This is a genomic window from Salinimicrobium terrae DSM 17865 (assembly GCF_000424665.1).
GTDB classification, from domain to species: Bacteria; Bacteroidota; Bacteroidia; order Flavobacteriales; family Flavobacteriaceae; genus Salinimicrobium; species Salinimicrobium terrae.
This window is the reverse complement of record NZ_AUKI01000020.1, coordinates 115,979-133,096: the sequence shown is the minus strand read 5'-3', so window position 1 is coordinate 133,096 and position 17,118 is coordinate 115,979. Positions and strand designations below refer to the sequence as shown.

Annotated in this window: 15 protein-coding genes and 1 other RNA gene; 6 read left to right on the top strand and 10 right to left on the bottom strand. The window is 40.1% G+C overall.

Annotation, left to right across the window (positions count from 1 at the left end; all coding sequences use genetic code 11):
• On the bottom strand, positions 1-1,062 hold the full coding sequence (locus tag H148_RS0109715; protein WP_029034627.1) for a glutaminyl-peptide cyclotransferase: 1,062 nt from the start codon (positions 1,060-1,062) through the stop codon (positions 1-3).
• Between the two features lie 87 nt (positions 1,063-1,149).
• Here H148_RS0109715 and ffs point away from each other — a divergent pair.
• From ffs to fsa, 3 genes are all read left to right on the top strand, one after another.
• An RNA gene (gene ffs, locus H148_RS18500) (signal recognition particle sRNA small type) lies at positions 1,150-1,249 on the top strand.
• Positions 1,250-1,287: 38 nt separating this feature from the next.
• Positions 1,288-2,100, top strand: a complete 813-nt coding sequence (locus H148_RS0109710; RefSeq protein WP_037324992.1) for an SDR family oxidoreductase — start codon at positions 1,288-1,290, stop codon at positions 2,098-2,100.
• A 62-nt stretch (positions 2,101-2,162) separates the two neighbouring features.
• Positions 2,163-2,816 carry a fructose-6-phosphate aldolase gene (gene fsa / locus H148_RS0109705; RefSeq protein WP_029034625.1) on the top strand — a complete coding sequence of 218 codons (654 nt, stop codon included), beginning with the start codon at positions 2,163-2,165 and terminating at the stop codon, positions 2,814-2,816.
• Positions 2,817-2,868: 52 nt separating this feature from the next.
• On the opposite strand, the gene H148_RS0109700 is transcribed toward fsa, so the two are convergent.
• On the bottom strand, positions 2,869-4,281 hold the full coding sequence (locus H148_RS0109700; protein ID WP_156877239.1) for a TlpA family protein disulfide reductase: 1,413 nt from the start codon (positions 4,279-4,281) through the stop codon (positions 2,869-2,871).
• Positions 4,282-4,466: 185 nt separating this feature from the next.
• Here H148_RS0109700 and H148_RS0109695 point away from each other — a divergent pair, with 185 nt between their 5' ends.
• Positions 4,467-6,092: an ABC-F family ATP-binding cassette domain-containing protein gene (locus H148_RS0109695; protein ID WP_029034623.1), complete on the top strand. Its 1,626-nt coding sequence runs from the start codon at positions 4,467-4,469 to the stop codon at positions 6,090-6,092.
• Between the two features lie 62 nt (positions 6,093-6,154).
• Here the strand turns inward: H148_RS0109695 and H148_RS0109690 are convergent, their stop codons facing one another.
• The 3 genes from H148_RS0109690 to H148_RS0109680 all read right to left on the bottom strand — a co-directional run bounded on the left by H148_RS0109690 (position 6,155) and on the right by H148_RS0109680 (position 7,393).
• Complete coding sequence (locus tag H148_RS0109690; RefSeq protein ID WP_245583414.1) at positions 6,155-6,403, bottom strand: hypothetical protein; 249 nt, start codon at positions 6,401-6,403, stop codon at positions 6,155-6,157.
• A complete protein-coding gene (locus tag H148_RS0109685; RefSeq protein ID WP_029034621.1) occupies positions 6,354-6,590 on the bottom strand; it encodes a putative signal transducing protein in 237 nt (78 codons plus the stop codon). Before H148_RS0109685 ends, H148_RS0109690 begins: the two co-directional genes overlap by 50 nt.
• Positions 6,591-6,667: 77 nt before the next feature.
• Positions 6,668-7,393, bottom strand: coding sequence for a hypothetical protein (locus tag H148_RS0109680; protein WP_029034620.1), 726 nt, complete (start codon positions 7,391-7,393; stop codon positions 6,668-6,670).
• A 197-nt stretch (positions 7,394-7,590) separates the two neighbouring features.
• Between H148_RS0109680 and H148_RS0109675 the strand changes: the two genes are divergently transcribed.
• On the top strand, positions 7,591-8,178 hold the full coding sequence (locus tag H148_RS0109675; protein ID WP_029034619.1) for a DUF4136 domain-containing protein: 588 nt from the start codon (positions 7,591-7,593) through the stop codon (positions 8,176-8,178).
• Positions 8,179-8,281: 103 nt separating this feature from the next.
• Here the strand turns inward: H148_RS0109675 and pheT are convergent, their stop codons facing one another.
• From pheT to recG, 3 genes are all read right to left on the bottom strand, one after another.
• Entirely contained in the window at positions 8,282-10,708 is a 2,427-nt protein-coding gene (gene pheT, locus H148_RS0109670) for a phenylalanine--tRNA ligase subunit beta (RefSeq protein WP_029034618.1), read from the bottom strand.
• A gap of 126 nt (positions 10,709-10,834) precedes the next feature.
• On the bottom strand, positions 10,835-11,746 hold the full coding sequence (locus tag H148_RS0109665) for a tetratricopeptide repeat protein (RefSeq protein ID WP_029034617.1): 912 nt from the start codon (positions 11,744-11,746) through the stop codon (positions 10,835-10,837).
• 157 nt (positions 11,747-11,903) lie between these two features.
• The gene (gene recG / locus H148_RS0109655) at positions 11,904-14,009 is read right to left on the bottom strand and encodes an ATP-dependent DNA helicase RecG (RefSeq protein ID WP_029034616.1); all 2,106 of its coding nucleotides are present in this window, start codon (positions 14,007-14,009) and stop codon (positions 11,904-11,906) included.
• 75 nt (positions 14,010-14,084) lie between these two features.
• On the opposite strand from recG, the gene H148_RS0109650 reads away from it, so the two are divergent.
• The gene (locus H148_RS0109650; protein ID WP_029034615.1) at positions 14,085-16,121 is read left to right on the top strand and encodes a M1 family metallopeptidase; all 2,037 of its coding nucleotides are present in this window, start codon (positions 14,085-14,087) and stop codon (positions 16,119-16,121) included.
• Positions 16,122-16,164: 43 nt separating this feature from the next.
• Here the strand turns inward: H148_RS0109650 and H148_RS0109645 are convergent, their stop codons facing one another.
• Positions 16,165-16,752 (bottom strand): hypothetical protein, encoded by a 588-nt coding sequence (locus tag H148_RS0109645; protein ID WP_029034614.1) that lies wholly within the window; start codon positions 16,750-16,752, stop codon positions 16,165-16,167.
• Positions 16,753-16,910: 158 nt separating this feature from the next.
• The gene (locus H148_RS18620) at positions 16,911-17,069 is read right to left on the bottom strand and encodes a hypothetical protein (RefSeq protein ID WP_156877238.1); all 159 of its coding nucleotides are present in this window, start codon (positions 17,067-17,069) and stop codon (positions 16,911-16,913) included.
• Positions 17,070-17,118 lie beyond the last annotated feature (49 nt).

The following is a 17,118-nucleotide window of genomic DNA, read 5'->3' as shown; positions in this document are numbered from 1 at the left end:
CTATTTTTCAACAATTTTTACTTCAAAAAGTGTATCCCAGTCTTTCCCTGTTACATAAAGTTTTCCGGTTTCTTTGTTGTAGGCGATGCCGTTGAGAACATCATTCACGGGATCAAGATCGGCAGTATTTCCCAGTTGATCCCGAAGGCCCGAGAAATTAATTACTCCTTCAATCGCGCCGTTTTCAGGATTAATAATAGCTACCCCATCTTTTTGATAAGTATTGGCGTAGATCTTTCCATCAACCCATTCCAGTTCATTGAGTTGGGTTGCAACAGTACGATTCGTCACTGTCTGGATAAAATCTTCTTCGGGCACTGAGGGCAACGAGGGATCGAGAAACCAAATTTTTTCTGTTCCGTCGCTTTTATAAATTGTACTACCATCATTTGCCAGTCCCCAACCTTGTTCACTCTCGCCGTACTCAAATTCTCCTGTTTTTTCGAACGTTTCCACATCATAAATGAAGCCTTTGCCTTCCTTCCAGGTTAACTGGTAGATATTATCATTGAGGATGGTAATTCCTTCGGCAAAATAATTGGAAGGGATATCAATCTTTCTCTGAACTTCTCCCGTTTGTAGATCTACCTGGCGCAGAGAAGAACTGCCATAGTGGCCCGTGCTTTCGTAGAGTGTGTTGTTGTAAAATTCCAGGCCTTGCGTGTAAGCATCTGTGGCATGAGGATACTTATTGATGATCTCGTAGGAATAAGAGATGGGAGCAGTGTCATTAAAAAGGGTAATTTCCTGGTGCTTTTCCTGATGTTCACCATTAAGGTATATCCTGGCGGTGAGGTTCCATTTACCAAGTTTTTCATTGTTAAAGGTATAATCCAAAGATTCCTCACCTACGGTTTTGGCTAATCGCTGGTCGCCCAGATAATAAATGACAGAATCTTTTTCGCCACTCACCTTTGCCCGGATGCTTGCTCCCAGCTGAAATTCCTTTTTATTTTCTCCTATTTCAAGGATATAATTGCTTTCCGAATCATCGGGATCACTTCCGCAGGAAAAGAAAAAGATGCTCAAAGCAAACAAAAAGAGGATGTTATGAACCTTCATGTTTCACAGAAATTTTTATGCAGGCTAATTTAAAGAATTCGGTTTAGAAAATACTTGCAAAAAGTATGAAAGGTTGTATATTTGCCCCGGCAAGTCCCACACAACCAGCTCCTGCTGAACTCCCCCAGGGCGGGAACGCAGCAAGGGTAAGCGGTCGTAGCGGTGTGATGTGGGTAGCTTGCCATTTTTTGTTTCTATAAGTCAGATTTATTGCATCTTTGCAGCATGACAGAAACAGCTTCAAAAGTGGTGCTTATTACAGGAGCATCTTCAGGGATTGGCAAGGCTATAGCCGAATTCCTTCAGTCAAAAAATTTCACCGTTTTTGGAACCAGCCGAAATCCGAACAAACAGGATTCTCCATTTCCTCTTGTGGCCCTTGATGTCACGAAACCTGCAACCATATCCTCTGCCGTGGCTGAAGTCATTGCTTCCGCAGGAAAAATTGATATCCTTATTAATAATGCCGGAATTGGAATTACCGGACCCATTGAAGAAACTCCGGATGAGGAGATCAAAAAGGCCTTTAATACCAACTATTTTGGTCCTATTAATGTAATCAAAGCAGTACTTCCGGAAATGCGAAAAAATAACGGTGGGCTTGTCATTAATGTAACTTCTATCGCCGGATACATGGGACTTCCTTATCGCGGAATTTATTCGGCTTCCAAGGGAGCTTTGGAACTAACTACGGAGGCTTTTAGAATGGAACTTAAGGGTTTTAATATCAAGATGACAAATATTGCTCCCGGGGATTTTGCAACCAACATCGCTGCCGGAAGGTATCATGCGCCTGTTGTAAAGGGATCACCTTATGAAAAGGCTTATGGGAATACTTTAAAGATCATGAATGAGCATGTGGACCAGGGAAAGGATCCGGAGCTTATGGCCCGTTCGATCTACAGGATCATTCAGGAAAAAAATCCAAAAATACATTATAAGGTAGGGGAGCCATTACAGAAATTTTCAATTGTCCTTAAAAGGATATTACCCGATAAAATTTATGAGAGTCTACTCTTAAAGCATTATAAATTGTAATTTTGCAGGAGTCGGAAAAATCGCATTTTTTCGGCAGATTCTAACCATTATAACAACACAGTATGAAATTTTTTATTGACACCGCCAATCTTGATCAGATAAAGGAAGCCCAGGATTTGGGAGTTCTTGATGGAGTAACTACCAATCCTTCTCTTATGGCCAAAGAAGGTATCACAGGGAAGGACAACATCATCGCACATTACAAGAAAATTTGCGAAATCACTACCGGAGATGTAAGTGCTGAAGTAATCGCTACAGATTTTGACAATATAGTAAAAGAGGGAGAGGAGCTTGCTGCTCTTCATGACCAGATCATTGTAAAGGTGCCTATGATCAAGGAAGGAATCAAGGCAATAAAATATTTTAGTGATAAAGGAATAAAGACAAACTGTACATTGGTATTTTCGGCAGGACAGGCCTTATTGGCTGCTAAGGCCGGTGCAACTTATGTCTCTCCGTTCATTGGAAGACTAGATGACATCTCCACAGACGGTTTAAACCTTATTATGGAGATTCGCCAGATCTATGATAATTACGGCTTTGAGACGCAGATCCTGGCTGCCTCTGTAAGACACACCATGCACGTAATAGATTGCGCTAAGATTGGTGCCGATGTGATGACAGGACCACTTTCGTCAATCCCAGGTTTACTTAACCATCCTTTGACCGATATTGGTCTGGAAAAATTTCTTGCAGATCACAAAAAAGGAAACTAAGTTCTCAAAAATGACATTATAAAAGCCTTTTTTCTGCGGATAAAAGCCTTTTTTATAGGTTAAGAAATGCGACAAGCCGGGATTCAAATTCGGGAGAAGAAAGGTAAATGTCTCCTACTTGTACTTCGCCAGAAGAATCAAGGAAGAGAATTTTATCCAGGAAATAAGAGAAAAATTCTTTCTTAATTTGGGTAGTGGCTAATTGGAATTCAGTTTCAGGATCATAATTATGCTGTCTCACTGTTACTCTCCAGGCCGGTTCTTCGGCAAGATCCAGGTTGATTCCAATGAAGTTCACTTCGGGGTATTTTTTTCTGTACCGGTCTATTAACTCATGTTCTTCCTCGTGTCCCTCATTGTAAACCGACCATAAGAAAATGACAGTAGGTGCATCAATTATCTCCTCCAATTTTACGATTTCTCCTGCCATGTTGATCAATGGCACATCTAATAGAAAAGTGCCCGGTAAATATGCCAACTGAATGGTTCCCAGTTGCCTCATCTCCTCAAGATTACCTTCATTTAAATTTTGAGACTGCAACTCCTTTAGAATAGAAATAATATCTTCCCGGTTTTTTGCTGTTACAATCCCTCTTACTGCAATTTTTTCTAAAAGACGTTCCCTAATAGTTGGCTCCTGTACCAGTTCTCCTGCTTTACGCAACCGGGATTTGACATTTTCTGCATTAGTAAGACTATAACAGTCGGAAATATCTAAACCACTGTCTGCACACCAGGACAGAGAGTAGTTGATCAGGTAATTTTCAAGAAACCTTTTGTAACCGGGGCTGCATTGAAGATTTGCAGAATTAAAGTCTACATTCTCTCTATAATCATGAAACCCGGGAGGGAACTGCTTTGAATATTCTTTATAGTACTTATTAACCAGGTAGGTATATCGCTCTTTTAGATCATAGTTTTCATAAGAAATGATCTGTTCTGCCAACTCATTAAATTCATCCGGAAAATCCTTTTTTATGGACACTTCCTGCAGGTTGTTCATGCGTTCCATTTTGATGGAATCAGCTTTGAGAAGAAAAGCCTTTGGCTCATACTCATGAAAATTAAGTAGGAACTGGGCATTATTCTCATCCTGCAAGAACATTTCGGCCATAAAGTTATTTTTGGCATTTCCTTTTCCGCTAAAGTGCAGGGATTCATCAAAAGCCAAAGTATTGGCTCGAAGGAGCAGGCTGTCACCGGGAGTAATATAAATATTCTGGGTTTCGGGCTTGTGCTCAATAATGTAGAGACCATTTTCGGCATTCTCAATTTTATAACTGAATCTATTCCTCTCGTCAAGCTTAAGAGTATCCAAAGTTTTTCCCCTGTACTTAATGATTACATAATTAAGAGTAGGGTTCAGAATCTCTCCACCCACGTAAGCATAATCGGGTAAATTTTCACCAGAGCTTTTGCAACCGGTCATTATGAGGTTGAGGAACAGCACTAGTAGTGCTGGCAAGGCATAGGGAGGAATATTTAAACTTCTGTTTCTCAAAGTTCCAGGGGGCAAAACAAGGGATAACAAATGTATACGCGGAGTTAGAATGCCTATGTTAACTCATCGTTAAATAGAGAATTAAAAAAGTTAATCTTTTAATGAATAAGCATAAATAGCTACTTTTGCAAAAATTTAGAACAGACTATATGTTATCAGTTTCAAATCTTTCTGTGCAGTTTGGAAAAAGAGTGTTATTTGATGAAGTAAATACCACTTTTACACAAGGCAACTGTTACGGAATAATAGGTGCCAATGGTGCCGGAAAATCTACTTTCTTAAATATTCTAAGCGGTAAATCTGAGCCATCTTCGGGTCACGTACATCTGGAACCCGGGAAACGGATGTCTGTACTCGAGCAAAATCACAATCTTTACGATGAGTATTCTGTCCTGGAGACGGTTATCATGGGCAATAAGCCCCTATATGATATAAAAAAAGAAATGGACGAGATCTACGCAAAAGAAGATTTTGGTGATGCAGATGGGGAAAGAGTAGGAGTCCTGCAGGTTGAATTTGAAGAGATGAATGGCTGGAATGCCGATAGTGAAGCTGCGGCTTTGCTTTCAAACCTTGGAATAAAGGAAGAAAGTCATTACACCCTTATGGGGGATTTGGATAATAAACTTAAGGTTAGGGTGCTTCTTGCCCAAGCCTTATTTGGGAATCCCGATGTTTTAATAATGGATGAGCCAACAAACGACCTGGATTACGAGACAATTTCCTGGCTCGAAAATTTCCTGGCAAATTACGACAATACGGTTATCGTAGTTTCCCACGACCGTCACTTCCTGGATTCTGTGTGTACTCATGTCTCTGATATTGACTTCGGAAAAATCAATCATTATAGTGGTAACTACACTTTCTGGTATGAATCCTCCCAATTGGCCGCACGCCAACGGTCCCAACAAAACAAAAAGGCCGAAGAAAAGAAGAAGGAACTCGAAGAGTTCATTCGTCGTTTTAGTGCGAACGTAGCGAAATCAAAACAGGCAACATCACGTAAAAAGATGATCGCCAAGCTAAATATTGATGATATAAAACCATCAAGCAGAAGATATCCTGCCATTATTTTTGAAAGAGAAAGAGAAGCCGGCGATCAGATCCTCAATGTAGAAGGTCTTGAAGCTTCTATTGAAGGAGAAACTCTTTTTAAAGATGTAAATATTAACCTCGCTAAAGGAGATAAGGTAGTAGTCTATTCCAAAGATTCACGGGCTACAACCGCTTTCTATGAGATCCTGAATGAAAAAGAAAAACCGGTTTCAGGTAAATTTAGTTGGGGGATTACCACCAATCAGTCCTATTTGCCGCTTGACAATTCTGAATATTTTGACAATGATCTTACATTGGTGGACTGGTTGCGCCAGTGGGCTAAGACAGAAGAGGAAAGGGAAGAGGTTTATATCCGCGGATTTTTAGGTAAAATGATCTTTAGCGGGGAAGAAGCTTTAAAAACATCCCGGGTACTTTCGGGAGGGGAAAAAGTGCGCTGTATGTTAAGTCGAATGATGATGATGAGGGCGAATGTACTTATGCTTGATGAGCCTACCAACCACCTGGACCTGGAATCTATTACGGCTTTCAATAATTCCCTGAAGAATTTCAAGGGTACTGTAATGTTTACAACTCACGACCATGAATTTGCACAAACAGTAGCGAACAGAGTAATTGAATTAACTCCAAACGGAGCGATTGATCGTTACCTGACTTTTGATGAATACATGAGTGATCCCAAAATTAGAGAACAACGGGAGAAAATGTACACCCGGTAACCAGAAGTAGTTAAGGTAAAAAGGAAAGGTCTCAAAAATGATATTTTTGGGACCTTTCCTTTTTATTCTTCTGCATCTTTTCTAAAAAATTTGTAAAGATCGAAACCTCCCAGAATTATAAAGCCAAGGGCAATTATGATCCTAAAGGTTGTATATTCTGCACCTGTGATAAAAGTATAGATACGATAACCTCCATAACCCAGGAAAGCAATGCCAAGGAAAAGATTGAAGTAGTTTTTGCGGCGGGCAGCAGTCATTTCATTAATCACTATCGGGGAAAGTTTCTTTGGTGAGGCGAAGTGCCTTCTCATAGTCTTCAGATTTAGCGAACAATAAAACCTGTCCCCGCAATCCGCCTCCAAAACCGGCTCTTAAGCCCGAATCAAAGTCATTTCTCACACGGGTTTGAACGCCTTCTTCTTCAAGAAGATTTTTTAGGTGTTGAACATTTACTTCACTACCTGTATAAACTCTTTTGTATTCTTTTTCTTCGCTCATAAAAATCATATTTCATCATAAATTTAAGAATAGGATGATTACTTCAGGCGTATTTAATCTCAGTTTAACATTTAAGCTTAGGCATTGTAGAATTTGCTGTTCCAGTTTCCCGAGCTTACGTTTTTTCCGAGGCTTATTCCGTAGAAGAATACCAGTGCGATTACAGATTTAAAAGAGTACATAAACAGAATAAGGAATTGAGAGGTTTCTCGGAATTGTGAGAAAAAAATTTCTCTAATTCCAAAGGTGAAGAGAAAGCTGAAAAAGAAACAAGAAATCAACAGGTTTTCCAGGCTTCTTAATGGCCACATAAGGGTTCTTCGCAAGGGATGTATATCTGTTCCCCATTTGTGAATAAGGTAGTAATAATTATTTCCAAGGGGCGCAAAAAGCATAGGATCATCTGCATTCTCCAGTCTAAAAAATTTTGCGGGAGCAATCATTTTAAAACCCTTGATTCCAATCTCATGTTTTGCCTCCAGCTCTTTTACCGCAGAAATAGCTTCCTGAGGTAATTCTCCTTTAAAAAAGCGGGTGTCAAGAAATCGCAGGCGGTAATCCACACAGATTTTTTTGATCTGGGAAAGGTGAAAGATTTTGCCACTTTCCAGCAGGTCAAATTTTAAATCATTTAATCCATTCCCTTCAGAATCACCTTCAGAAATCCGCTGAAGGATTTCTTCTTCTGTATTCAAATCCTTTTGTAAGATCTTTTGAACTTCCTCGAGGATCTTCTGTTCTTTCATCTCCTTTTTCCGAAGCAGCTCCAATTCCTTCTTAAGATTTACTCTCTCTAGCAGCATTTCCTTTTCATTTAGCAGCTAAAATTAGGCAATAACAATATAACATGCAAAACCTTGATTTTTGGGTAAATATTAAGGTATTACAATGTTAATTTTAAGAATTGTTGGTTAAAATCGTTTTAAACCTGCAATTGTCTCTCTTCAGACTTCAAATATGTCCTACCTTAATAAGTGATAACTTTAAAAACCCCTAAAGAATGAAATTTTTAAAACACTTTTTAAGTCTGAGTATAATGGCAGGAATTCTTTTTACCGGGTGTGGACCAAAAGTCGACGCTGATAAAATGACTGCAAAAAGCCTGAACAGTTTTAACAGCTACGCCTTTTTACCTAACCAAGATACCATCCAGACTTCTCGTTTTGATAATGTACAGGTCAATGAAATAGTGATTGACGAGATTAACGAGAATATGCAGGAATTAAATTACAGGTTAGATCGTAATGAACCCGATCTCCTTGTATATTATCACCTAATGCTAGATGAGGAAATGGCAGTAAACGCCAGTCCTGTATACACAAATTACAGCTACTATCGTCCCGGTTTTTATGTTGGACCATATTACAGAAATTATGCTTATAGTAATTATTTCACTGTGCCCAGAATTGTTGGTACCGGAATCCAACAAGTTAATTATAAAGAAGGTACTATTGTGATTGACCTTATTAACCGTAGAACGAATGAAATCGTGTGGAGAGGTAGGGCAGAAGATCTTGTGGCGCCTGGCAATCTAGATGAAGAAATAAGAAGCTATGTAGATGCCATTTTCGACAAGTTACCTAAATAAAAAAGTTCCAAAACCTATTTATAAGTTCATCATGAATTGGAATTGGTATTTTTTTAATTGCTATGGTAGAAAAAGAGGCTGTTCATTTGGACAGCCTCTTTTTTTATCTAAGCTCTGCGCCTAGTTGTTTTTCAAAATTTTGCTGCAGTTTGCTCATTATTTTGTCGATCTGTTTATCGGTAAGGGTTTTCTTTTCGTCCTGCAAAATGAAACTAACTGCATAACTTTTCTTTCCTGCTGGAAGATTACCACCTTCATACACGTCAAAGAGATTTACATCTCTAAGAAGATTTTTTTCAGTTTTGAATGCTATTCCATGAATTTCTTCAAACTGAATTTTATGGTCTAATAACAGAGCGAAATCCCTTCTTACTGCCTGAAACTTAGCAATGTCATTAAATTTTTGTTGTTGATTTTTAGAGGTCTCCACAATCAGGTCCCAGTTGAAATCAGCAAAAAGCACTTCCTGATTAATGTCGAAATCTTTAAGAATCTTCCTTTTGATAACTCCAAATTCAACTAGCTTAGCATGGTTATAACTTAAGGAAATACCTTCAGAAAAAATATCATTTTTGACAGGTGAAGTATTTAGATTATTGATTCCCAGTCTTTCTAATATGGAAGTAACCACTCCTTTGAGGTAGAAAAACCCTCCTTTTTGAACTTCACCGGTCCATGTTTCCCTGCTTTTATTACCTGAAAGAAAAACAGAAAGGTGTTTTTGCTCTTCCCGTCCGCCGTTGTAGTTGTGATAGGTTTTACCAAACTCAAAGAACTTAAGATCTGTTCTTTTTCGGTTTAAATTATAACTTACGGCTTCAAGACCCGAGAACAACAGAGACTGTCTAAGCACCGAAAGGTCCTGGCTTAGGGGATTAAGCATTTTTACTGCATGTTCCTCCTTTATTTGTCCACTTAGCCCTATATACGCCTGGGAGGTAAGGGAGTTGGCCATGGTTTCAAAGAATCCCTGACCAACTAATTGTCCGGCAATGAGGTTCTGGAGTTTGTAATCTTCGTATCTTGTTGAGTTAGCGACAGATGCATTTATCTTATCTCCAAATTCTATATTGTTGTAGCCATACACCCTAAGGATTTCTTCAATGACATCAGCTTCGCGCTTAACATCCACACGGTAAGATGGAATGGTAAGACCCATTCCGGTTTCGGTAACATTATTGACTCTAATTTCCAGAGAGGCTAAAATGGATTTTATTGTTTCTTTCGAAAGATTTTGACCAACCAGGGAATTGATCTTCTCAAAAGTGAGGAAAACAGGAAAATCTTCTATTTTCCTGGGATAGTAATCATCTATATCACTTGCAACACTTCCTCCCGCCAATTCCTGGATTAGCAAGACCGCCCGTTTAAGAGCATATTCTGTCATATTAGGATCAATTCCTCTTTCATATCTAAAGGAAGCATCTGTGTTTAATCCGTGGCGTTTGGCTGTTTTTCGGACAGTCACCGGATTAAAGTAAGCACTTTCAATAAATAAGCTGGTAGTTCCGGAAGTCACCCCGCTTCCAATTCCCCCGAATACTCCCGCAATTGCGAGAGGTTTTTCTGCATCACAGATCATTAGATCTTCTTCATGTAGTTCTCTTTCAACTTCATCCAAAGTGATAAACTTTGTACCTGTCGGTAGCGTTTGAACAATGATCTCATTGCCACTAATTCTGTCGGCATCAAAAGCGTGCAGCGGCTGTCCTAATTCGTGCATCACATAGTTCGTGACATCCACCACATTATTTTTGGGAGTAATACCAATAGCCTTTAAACGATTTTGTAGCCATTGTGGTGATTCAGAGATCTCTACTCCGGTTATGGTAACTCCCGTATATCGTGGAGCTAAATCAGGTTTAGTGATTTTCACCGGAATCTTCCGGCTACGGCTATCGACATGAAAACTGCTCACCGATGGAGTGATCAATTCCTGTTGCTCTCCCTGTTGTATTAATCCTGCTTTGAGATCACGTGCTACTCCCCAGTGGCTCATTGCATCGGCTCTGTTAGGAGTCAGTCCTATCTCGAAAACATGATCGTCTTCGATCTCAAATAAACTCGCTGCAGGAGTACCGGCTTCGAGATTTGAATCCAGGACCATAATTCCTTCATGGCTTTGGCCCAGGCCAAGCTCATCTTCTGCACAGATCATCCCATGACTGCTTTCTCCACGGATCTTACTCTTTTTGATCTCCCATGGCGAACCTTTATCATCATATAAGGTGGTGCCAACGGTTGCAACAGGTACCTTTTGTCCTGCAGCTACATTGGGAGCACCACAAACTATTTGAACAGGTTCCCCGTTACCAAGATCTACTTTGGTGACCTTGAGTCGGTCTGCGTTGGGATGTTGTTCGCAGGTAAGCACTTCTCCTACTATGATCCCGCGAAGACTTCCTTTGACACTTTGAAATTCATGAATACCTTCTACTTCAAGGCCCAGATCTGTAAGCAACTCCCCGGTTTCTTCAGGAGTGCGGTTAGTTTTAATAAATTGTCTGAGCCAGTTATATGAAATCTTCATTGAATAAATTTTTCCAGCTGCAAAGATAACATTACGAATGATTTTGACATAATTAAAATCTACATCAGCACAGGGCAAAAAATAAGGAGATACATGCATCTCCTTATTTGCAATCTATTCTTAAACTTACTCTTTCTTCATATTCATGGAATATAGTTTTTCCCATTGATCATTTTCTCCTTGCTCAAATACTATCCAGTTAACATTGTCATCTGCTTTCCGAACCAGTTCATGACGCATGTTCACCTTCTTTCCATCTCTTTCATTAAAATGACCAATAATTTCATATTCATTGTTGCTTTTAGGTTTCAATTTCATTTGAGAAATTTGTATTCCTTGTGGACTATTAGGATTGATGTGGGCTACATCAAATTCATCATCCATAGCATCATAGGCAAATATCCTCATATATTCCAGTTTGTTTTCGTCATTCATATATCTAATAATTAACGCACTGCCGCCTTCATCATAGGAGATCTTGTGATTTCGTTTTCTCTTCATAGCTTCCACATTGTTATTATAGCCGGTTTCCTCAACCTCCCAGTTTCCTTCCAGGAAATCCAATTGTTTGTCTTTATTGTCAAGTTTTGCCAGTTTTCCTTTTGTGTTTGGGTATAGCTGATTGCGTTCACTTTCGACAGAAGAATTCTCAGAAATAGCGATAGATTTTTTAAAGTACTCTTTGGCTTCTTCCTTATCCCCTTTTTTTAGCAGGTAATCTCCGTAGGAGTCTAATGGATTGGCTGCTTCGGGATATTCTTCCATGTTCAATCTAAAAACCTTTTCGGCAGCTACCAGGTCATTTTTTTCATTCATTATCCTGTAAGCGACATCATTTAATTCCCATTCGCTTACAGTATAGTTGGTAGTATCCATCTTTAACTGCCGGTATTTTGCCAGGGCGGCATCCACTCCGCTGGTTTCATACGTTTTGTACACTTCCTCTCCCAATGACTTTTTCTCCTGTGCAAAGCCCACAGTAACAAAAAGCATAAGCATTACGCTCATTAATCCGATGGTGTTCGAAATCTTTTCCATAACTATTTAATTTTTAAATGGTTAACCTTTAAATTTAAGAAAATTCTGAGATTTCATGAAGCTCGGAAGGTGTGGGGGAGAAAAATGGGGGAAAACCCGAAGAAAAGTCGTAGGAAAAAATTTCGTTTCCCCGGTTAAAAAAGGTTGAAGAGCAAAATCAACTTATATAATTCCAGATTGTTTTTTCCTTTACAAGTTGGGAATAGATATATTTTACTACTGTATTTTTTTCCAGTTCAAGATTGGGATCTTCCTTGAGCAGCTGTAAAGCATAATGCCGTGCTGTTTTTAGAATATCGTTATCCTTTACAATATCTGCGATCTTGAGATTGAGCACCCCACTTTGTTGAGTGCCCATAAGATCTCCGGGGCCGCGGAGTTTTAGATCAACTTCTGCAATTTCAAATCCGTCGGCAGTACGAACCATGGTTTCCAACCGGGTCTTGCTGTCATTGGATAATTTATGGCCGGTCATGAGGATACAAAAACTTTGTTCGGCCCCACGACCAACCCTGCCCCGAAGCTGGTGCAGCTGGGAAAGCCCAAACCTCTCGGCACTTTCAATGATCATGACACTCGCATTGGGTACATTCACCCCTACTTCGATCACTGTGGTGGCCACCATGATTTGCGTTTCTCCCTTTACAAACCTGTCCATCTCATAATCTTTATCGGCCGGCTTCATTTGTCCGTGGAGGATGGAGATCTGAAATTCGGGCATCGGGAATTCCCGGGCAATACTTTCATAACCATCCATAAGGTCCTTGTAATCCATGGTTTCAGATTCCTGGATAAGTGGATATACAATATAGATCTGCCTGCCTTTTCTTATTTCATCCCGAATAAAAGCAAAGACCTTAAGCCTGTTGCTGTCATAACGGTGCACAGTTTTAATTTCCTTTCTTCCGGGGGGAAGTTCATCAATTACCGAAATATCGAGGTCTCCATAAAGGCTCATGGCCAGCGTTCTGGGAATAGGAGTGGCGGTCATCACCAGCACATGCGGCGGCAAATGATTTTTTTTCCACAACCGGGCTCTCTGTGCGACTCCAAACCTGTGCTGTTCATCAATGATCGCAAGACCAAGATTGTGAAATTTCACCTTTTCTTCAAGCAGGGCATGGGTACCAATGAGTAAATGCAACTCTCCACTTTCCAGAGCTTTATGAATTATTTTTCTTTCTGAAGTCTTTGTTGAACCGGTGAGTAATTTCACCTGGATACCAAGATCGGCAACGAGTTCCGAAATCCCATTGTAGTGCTGGATAGCCAGGATCTCTGTAGGAGCCATTAAACAGGCCTGGAAGCCGTTATCCAGTGCCAACAAAACGCTCATCAAAGCAACAATGGTTTTTCCCGAGCCCACATCGCCCTGCAGCAACCGGTTCATTTGAGCTCCGCTGCCAAGATCCTGTCTTATTTCTTTAATAACCCTTTTTTGAGCATTGGTTAATTCAAACGGAAGATGGTTCTCATAAAATTCACTGAAGTGGGAGCCGACCTCCTCAAAAGTAAAACCTTTGATCTTTTTCTTCCTGATCAAATTTTTGATCAACAACTGCAACTGAATATAAAACAGCTCCTCGAACTTTAACCGGAACTGTGCCTTGGCCAGTAATTCCTGGCTCTTCGGAAAATGCGCATTAAACAGGGCTTCAGCTTTTGGCAGCAAATGCAGTTCTTCCCGAATGTTTTCGGGAAGAGGGTCTACAAATTTATTTCCGCTTTCCAAAAAAAGTTGCTGTACACACCGGCTAATTACCCGATTCGTAACTCCCGATTTTCCGAGTTTTTCTGTAGAAGGGTAAATCGGTTGCATGGCAGTACGCAGGTTTTTTTTATAATCCTCCACCAGCTCCATTTCAGGATGAGGCATGCTAAAAAGGCCATTATACCAGGTGGTTTTTCCGAAGATCACATATTGTGTGTTGAGCTTCAGATTCTCCCGGATCCATTTTTGACCGCGGAACCATACCAATTCCATTTTTCCAGTATCGTCAATAAAGTCGGCGACCAGGCGCTTCCCTTTTTTTTGCTCTACGGTTCGAAGATTAACAATCTTCCCTACGACCTGAACTTCAGAAGTATTTCTTTCCAGCTGTGCGATCTTGTAAAAACGGGTTTTATCGAGGTACCGATTGGGAAAAAAATTGAGTAGATCACCATAAGTGTGAACTCCAATCTCCTTCCGCAGGATCTCCGCCCGGTTGGGACCAATTCCTTTAAGGTAGTCGATGGGAGTTTGCAGCAGGCCTGGATTCATATAAACGAAGATAAAAAAAAGCCTTTTAGGAAGGTTAGTTTTTACCATTTTGAGCAGGTAATGTATATTTGAATAATGGAAAAATTTTTTTTGCTGATCCTTGCGGTTTTTTTGAGTGCTACAGGCTATTCTCAGCAGCAAACCGCTGTAGATTTTAAACACCTGGAGGCCGAAGTTGCTATTGATCCTTCCAAAAAAGCAGTTTCCGGGGAAATTCTTTATGAATTTGACATTTTTGAGCAGGTAGATTCCATCTTTATAGATGCTCAAAAAATGGATTTTTCTGAAGTTTCACTGAACGGTGAACCGGTGAACTTCGGAAGTAACAACAGTAAATTCTGGATCACCGGAAATTTTTCACCGGCACAGGACCAGCAACTTCAGCTGAAATATTCGGCTACGCCAGATCAAACCATGTATTTTATTTCGAAGAATCCGGAAGGGGAAGGGCAGCAGGATTATCAGGTGTGGACGCAGGGCCAGGGGAAATATACTTCCCATTGGTTGCCCAGCTTTGATGATCCTACCGAGAAATTGGAATTTGACCTTAGTTTTATTTATCCTTCAGGAAAAACCCTTGTTTCAAACGGGGAGTTGCTGAGTTCACAACAGGTCAATGATTCCCTTACCAGGTGGAATTTTGATATGAAGAAGCCCATGAGCAGCTATTTAGTCGCCGTGGCTGCAGGAGATTTTAAAGAGGTTACAGATTTGGAAAGTGGAACTCCCATGATTTTCTATTATCCTGAAGGAATGAAAAACAGGGTGGAACCTACCTATCGACACAGTGAGTTCATGATGGATTTTTTTGAAAGAGAAACCGGAGTTACCTATCCCTGGCAAAATTACAAACAGATTCCTGTACGCGACTTCTTATACGCCGGAATGGAAAATACCGGAACCACCATATTTTCAGATCTCTTCCTGGTAGATTCCATTGGCTACAACGATCAGAATTACGTGAACGTGAATGCTCATGAACTGGCACACCAGTGGTTTGGAAATCTCGTGACTGCTGCTGCTCATGAAGATCACTGGTTGCAGGAAGGTTTTGCCACATATTATGCTTTACTGGCCGAAAAAGAGATCTTTGGAGAGGATTATTATTACCGTAAACTTTTTAAAACTGCCGAAGAGCTCAAGCAGTTAAGTGACAGTGGGAAAGGAGAAGCTGTAGTTTCAACAAATTCAAGTTCTCTTACCTATTACCAAAAAGGAGCCTGGGCTTTACATATTCTAAATGAGAAAATAGGAAAGGAAGCTTTTGACCGGGGTGTGAAAAATTACCTGGAAAAGTACAAATATTCCACAGTCACCACCAAGGATCTAATAACTGAAATGGAAGCTGCCAGTGGACAGGATCTTTCAGAATTTGTCAGGAACTGGTTGAAACAGTCCGCTTTTCAGGGAACTGAGGCACTGGAATCACTTAAAAAATCCCCTTTTATTCAGAAGTACCTGGAATTGGCTGCGGCCAAACCTTTGCCTGTTTCCGAAAAAAGAAATTTGCTGCTTAGGTCGCTTAGTTTCCCCGTGAATGATTATTTAGGACAGGAAGCTGTACTGCAACTATCTTTGGAAGATCCTGCAGAAGTCACTAACCTCTACAAAAAGGCATTTTCAAGCGGAAATCTTTTTACCCGGCAAGCTATAGCATTTTCATTACAAGACGTACCATCTCAACTAAAACCTGAATATGAGTCTCTGCTGGAGGACGAGTCTTATCTTACGCAGGAAATGGCACTTTATAATTTATGGATGTCCTTTCCTGAAGATAGACAGCGGTACCTTGATATAATGGAAGGAAGAGAAGGGTTTATTGATAAAAACCTCCGGACTCTTTGGCTGGCTTTAAATCTGGCCACTGCGGAAACTGAAATGACTTCGAAGCAGCAGTTTTTTGAAGAACTTAAGGGCTACACTGCTCCACATAACAGGTTCCAGGTGCGGCAAAAAGCTTTTGGGTACCTGTACCAGTTGAATGCCTTTGATGAAGAAAGTGTGGAACATCTTAGGCTGGCTGCAAAGCATCCCACATATCGTTTTAGAAAATTTGCAAAGGAATTACTTAAGACCCTGCAACAGGCAGAAGTTGAAAAGGTCCAAAATTAATTTTTCATTCTCCTCTAAATAATCCTGAATTTTTAGTCTTAAGTCAATTCTTCGGTGGCGTGATCATTATGTGCGCACGATGTGTCCCGGAATCCATGATCCAGGGCATTCCCGGTGCAAAAGGTTTTTCGGGTAGACCGGTGGATTCGGCAGTGGCAAAAGGTATGTAGATCACATAACGAAAATGTCCATCGGTTAATTCCCCGGTTTCAGGATTGTAGTTTTCTTCACTGCCGGTAAGAATCGTTGTCATTCCTGGGGAATCTGTTAAGGTAAGCGAGCCTGCTTCAGCTTCTTTTTTTCTTTTTTCCCTTTTTTCCATTTCTCCTATTCCTTCAGCAGAAATTTCCCTTCCACGAGCCATAAACGGTTCAAGCTTTTTGGAATAACAGGAGACGTTAATTCCTTTCTTATTGGGATCATCGGCCAGGCATACCAGGTGATTAGTACCCTCACGTAAAACGACCATTTCACCCTGCTCATTAAAGCCATAAACCATTACTCCTTCCCGTAGCTCTTCTGGTGCTGCAAGAGTTGCAGTTTTTATCTGAATTTCAACAGGCAGGACTTCAGTTTGTGAAAAAATAAAGGATGGGAAAAGTAGCAAAAGGATAATTTGGTAAGTTTTCATGACCTAAAAAGAGTTTAGTGGATGAAGCTTAAAGATAATAAAATTGCTCTTAAGCTATTTTGTAAAATCCCCTTCGGTTGAGAACCGGGTTTGTAATAATTAATCCGAAAAATTTTGTTCTGGTAAAGAAGTTGAAAAACCTGATGAATTTAAAAGCCTTATTCAAAGAAATTTTGGTAATCTCTGGAACCTGTTTTTAGATTTTTTATTTCCTGGATATTTCTTTTAAGTCTTAAACCCTGCTTCCTGTTTCTAATTAATAAAAGAAGAAGAAAAAGGATGGCCAGTCCTGCAACACCCATAAGAAAATACTCCATTTTAATTCATTTAGCCCGGTAAAACTAAAAATAAAAAAAGGATCATCCC

What these genes read in the sequence shown, in the direction of transcription:
- H148_RS0109715 (WP_029034627.1), bottom strand. Translation starts at nt 1,062, where the DNA reads ATGAAGGTTCATAACATCCTCTTTTTGTTTGCTTTGAGCATCTTTTTC.
- H148_RS0109710 (WP_037324992.1), top strand. Translation starts at nt 1,288, where the DNA reads ATGACAGAAACAGCTTCAAAAGTGGTGCTTATTACAGGAGCATCTTCA.
- fsa (WP_029034625.1), top strand. Translation starts at nt 2,163, where the DNA reads ATGAAATTTTTTATTGACACCGCCAATCTTGATCAGATAAAGGAAGCC.
- H148_RS0109695 (WP_029034623.1), top strand. Translation starts at nt 4,467, where the DNA reads ATGTTATCAGTTTCAAATCTTTCTGTGCAGTTTGGAAAAAGAGTGTTA.
- H148_RS0109690 (WP_245583414.1), bottom strand. Translation starts at nt 6,403, where the DNA reads ATGAGAAGGCACTTCGCCTCACCAAAGAAACTTTCCCCGATAGTGATT.
- H148_RS0109685 (WP_029034621.1), bottom strand. Translation starts at nt 6,590, where the DNA reads ATGAGCGAAGAAAAAGAATACAAAAGAGTTTATACAGGTAGTGAAGTA.
- H148_RS0109680 (WP_029034620.1), bottom strand. Translation starts at nt 7,393, where the DNA reads ATGCTGCTAGAGAGAGTAAATCTTAAGAAGGAATTGGAGCTGCTTCGG.
- H148_RS0109675 (WP_029034619.1), top strand. Translation starts at nt 7,591, where the DNA reads ATGAAATTTTTAAAACACTTTTTAAGTCTGAGTATAATGGCAGGAATT.
- pheT (WP_029034618.1), bottom strand. Translation starts at nt 10,708, where the DNA reads ATGAAGATTTCATATAACTGGCTCAGACAATTTATTAAAACTAACCGC.
- H148_RS0109665 (WP_029034617.1), bottom strand. Translation starts at nt 11,746, where the DNA reads ATGGAAAAGATTTCGAACACCATCGGATTAATGAGCGTAATGCTTATG.
- recG (WP_029034616.1), bottom strand. Translation starts at nt 14,009, where the DNA reads ATGAATCCAGGCCTGCTGCAAACTCCCATCGACTACCTTAAAGGAATT.
- H148_RS0109650 (WP_029034615.1), top strand. Translation starts at nt 14,085, where the DNA reads ATGGAAAAATTTTTTTTGCTGATCCTTGCGGTTTTTTTGAGTGCTACA.
- H148_RS0109645 (WP_029034614.1), bottom strand. Translation starts at nt 16,752, where the DNA reads ATGAAAACTTACCAAATTATCCTTTTGCTACTTTTCCCATCCTTTATT.
- H148_RS18620 (WP_156877238.1), bottom strand. Translation starts at nt 17,069, where the DNA reads ATGGAGTATTTTCTTATGGGTGTTGCAGGACTGGCCATCCTTTTTCTT.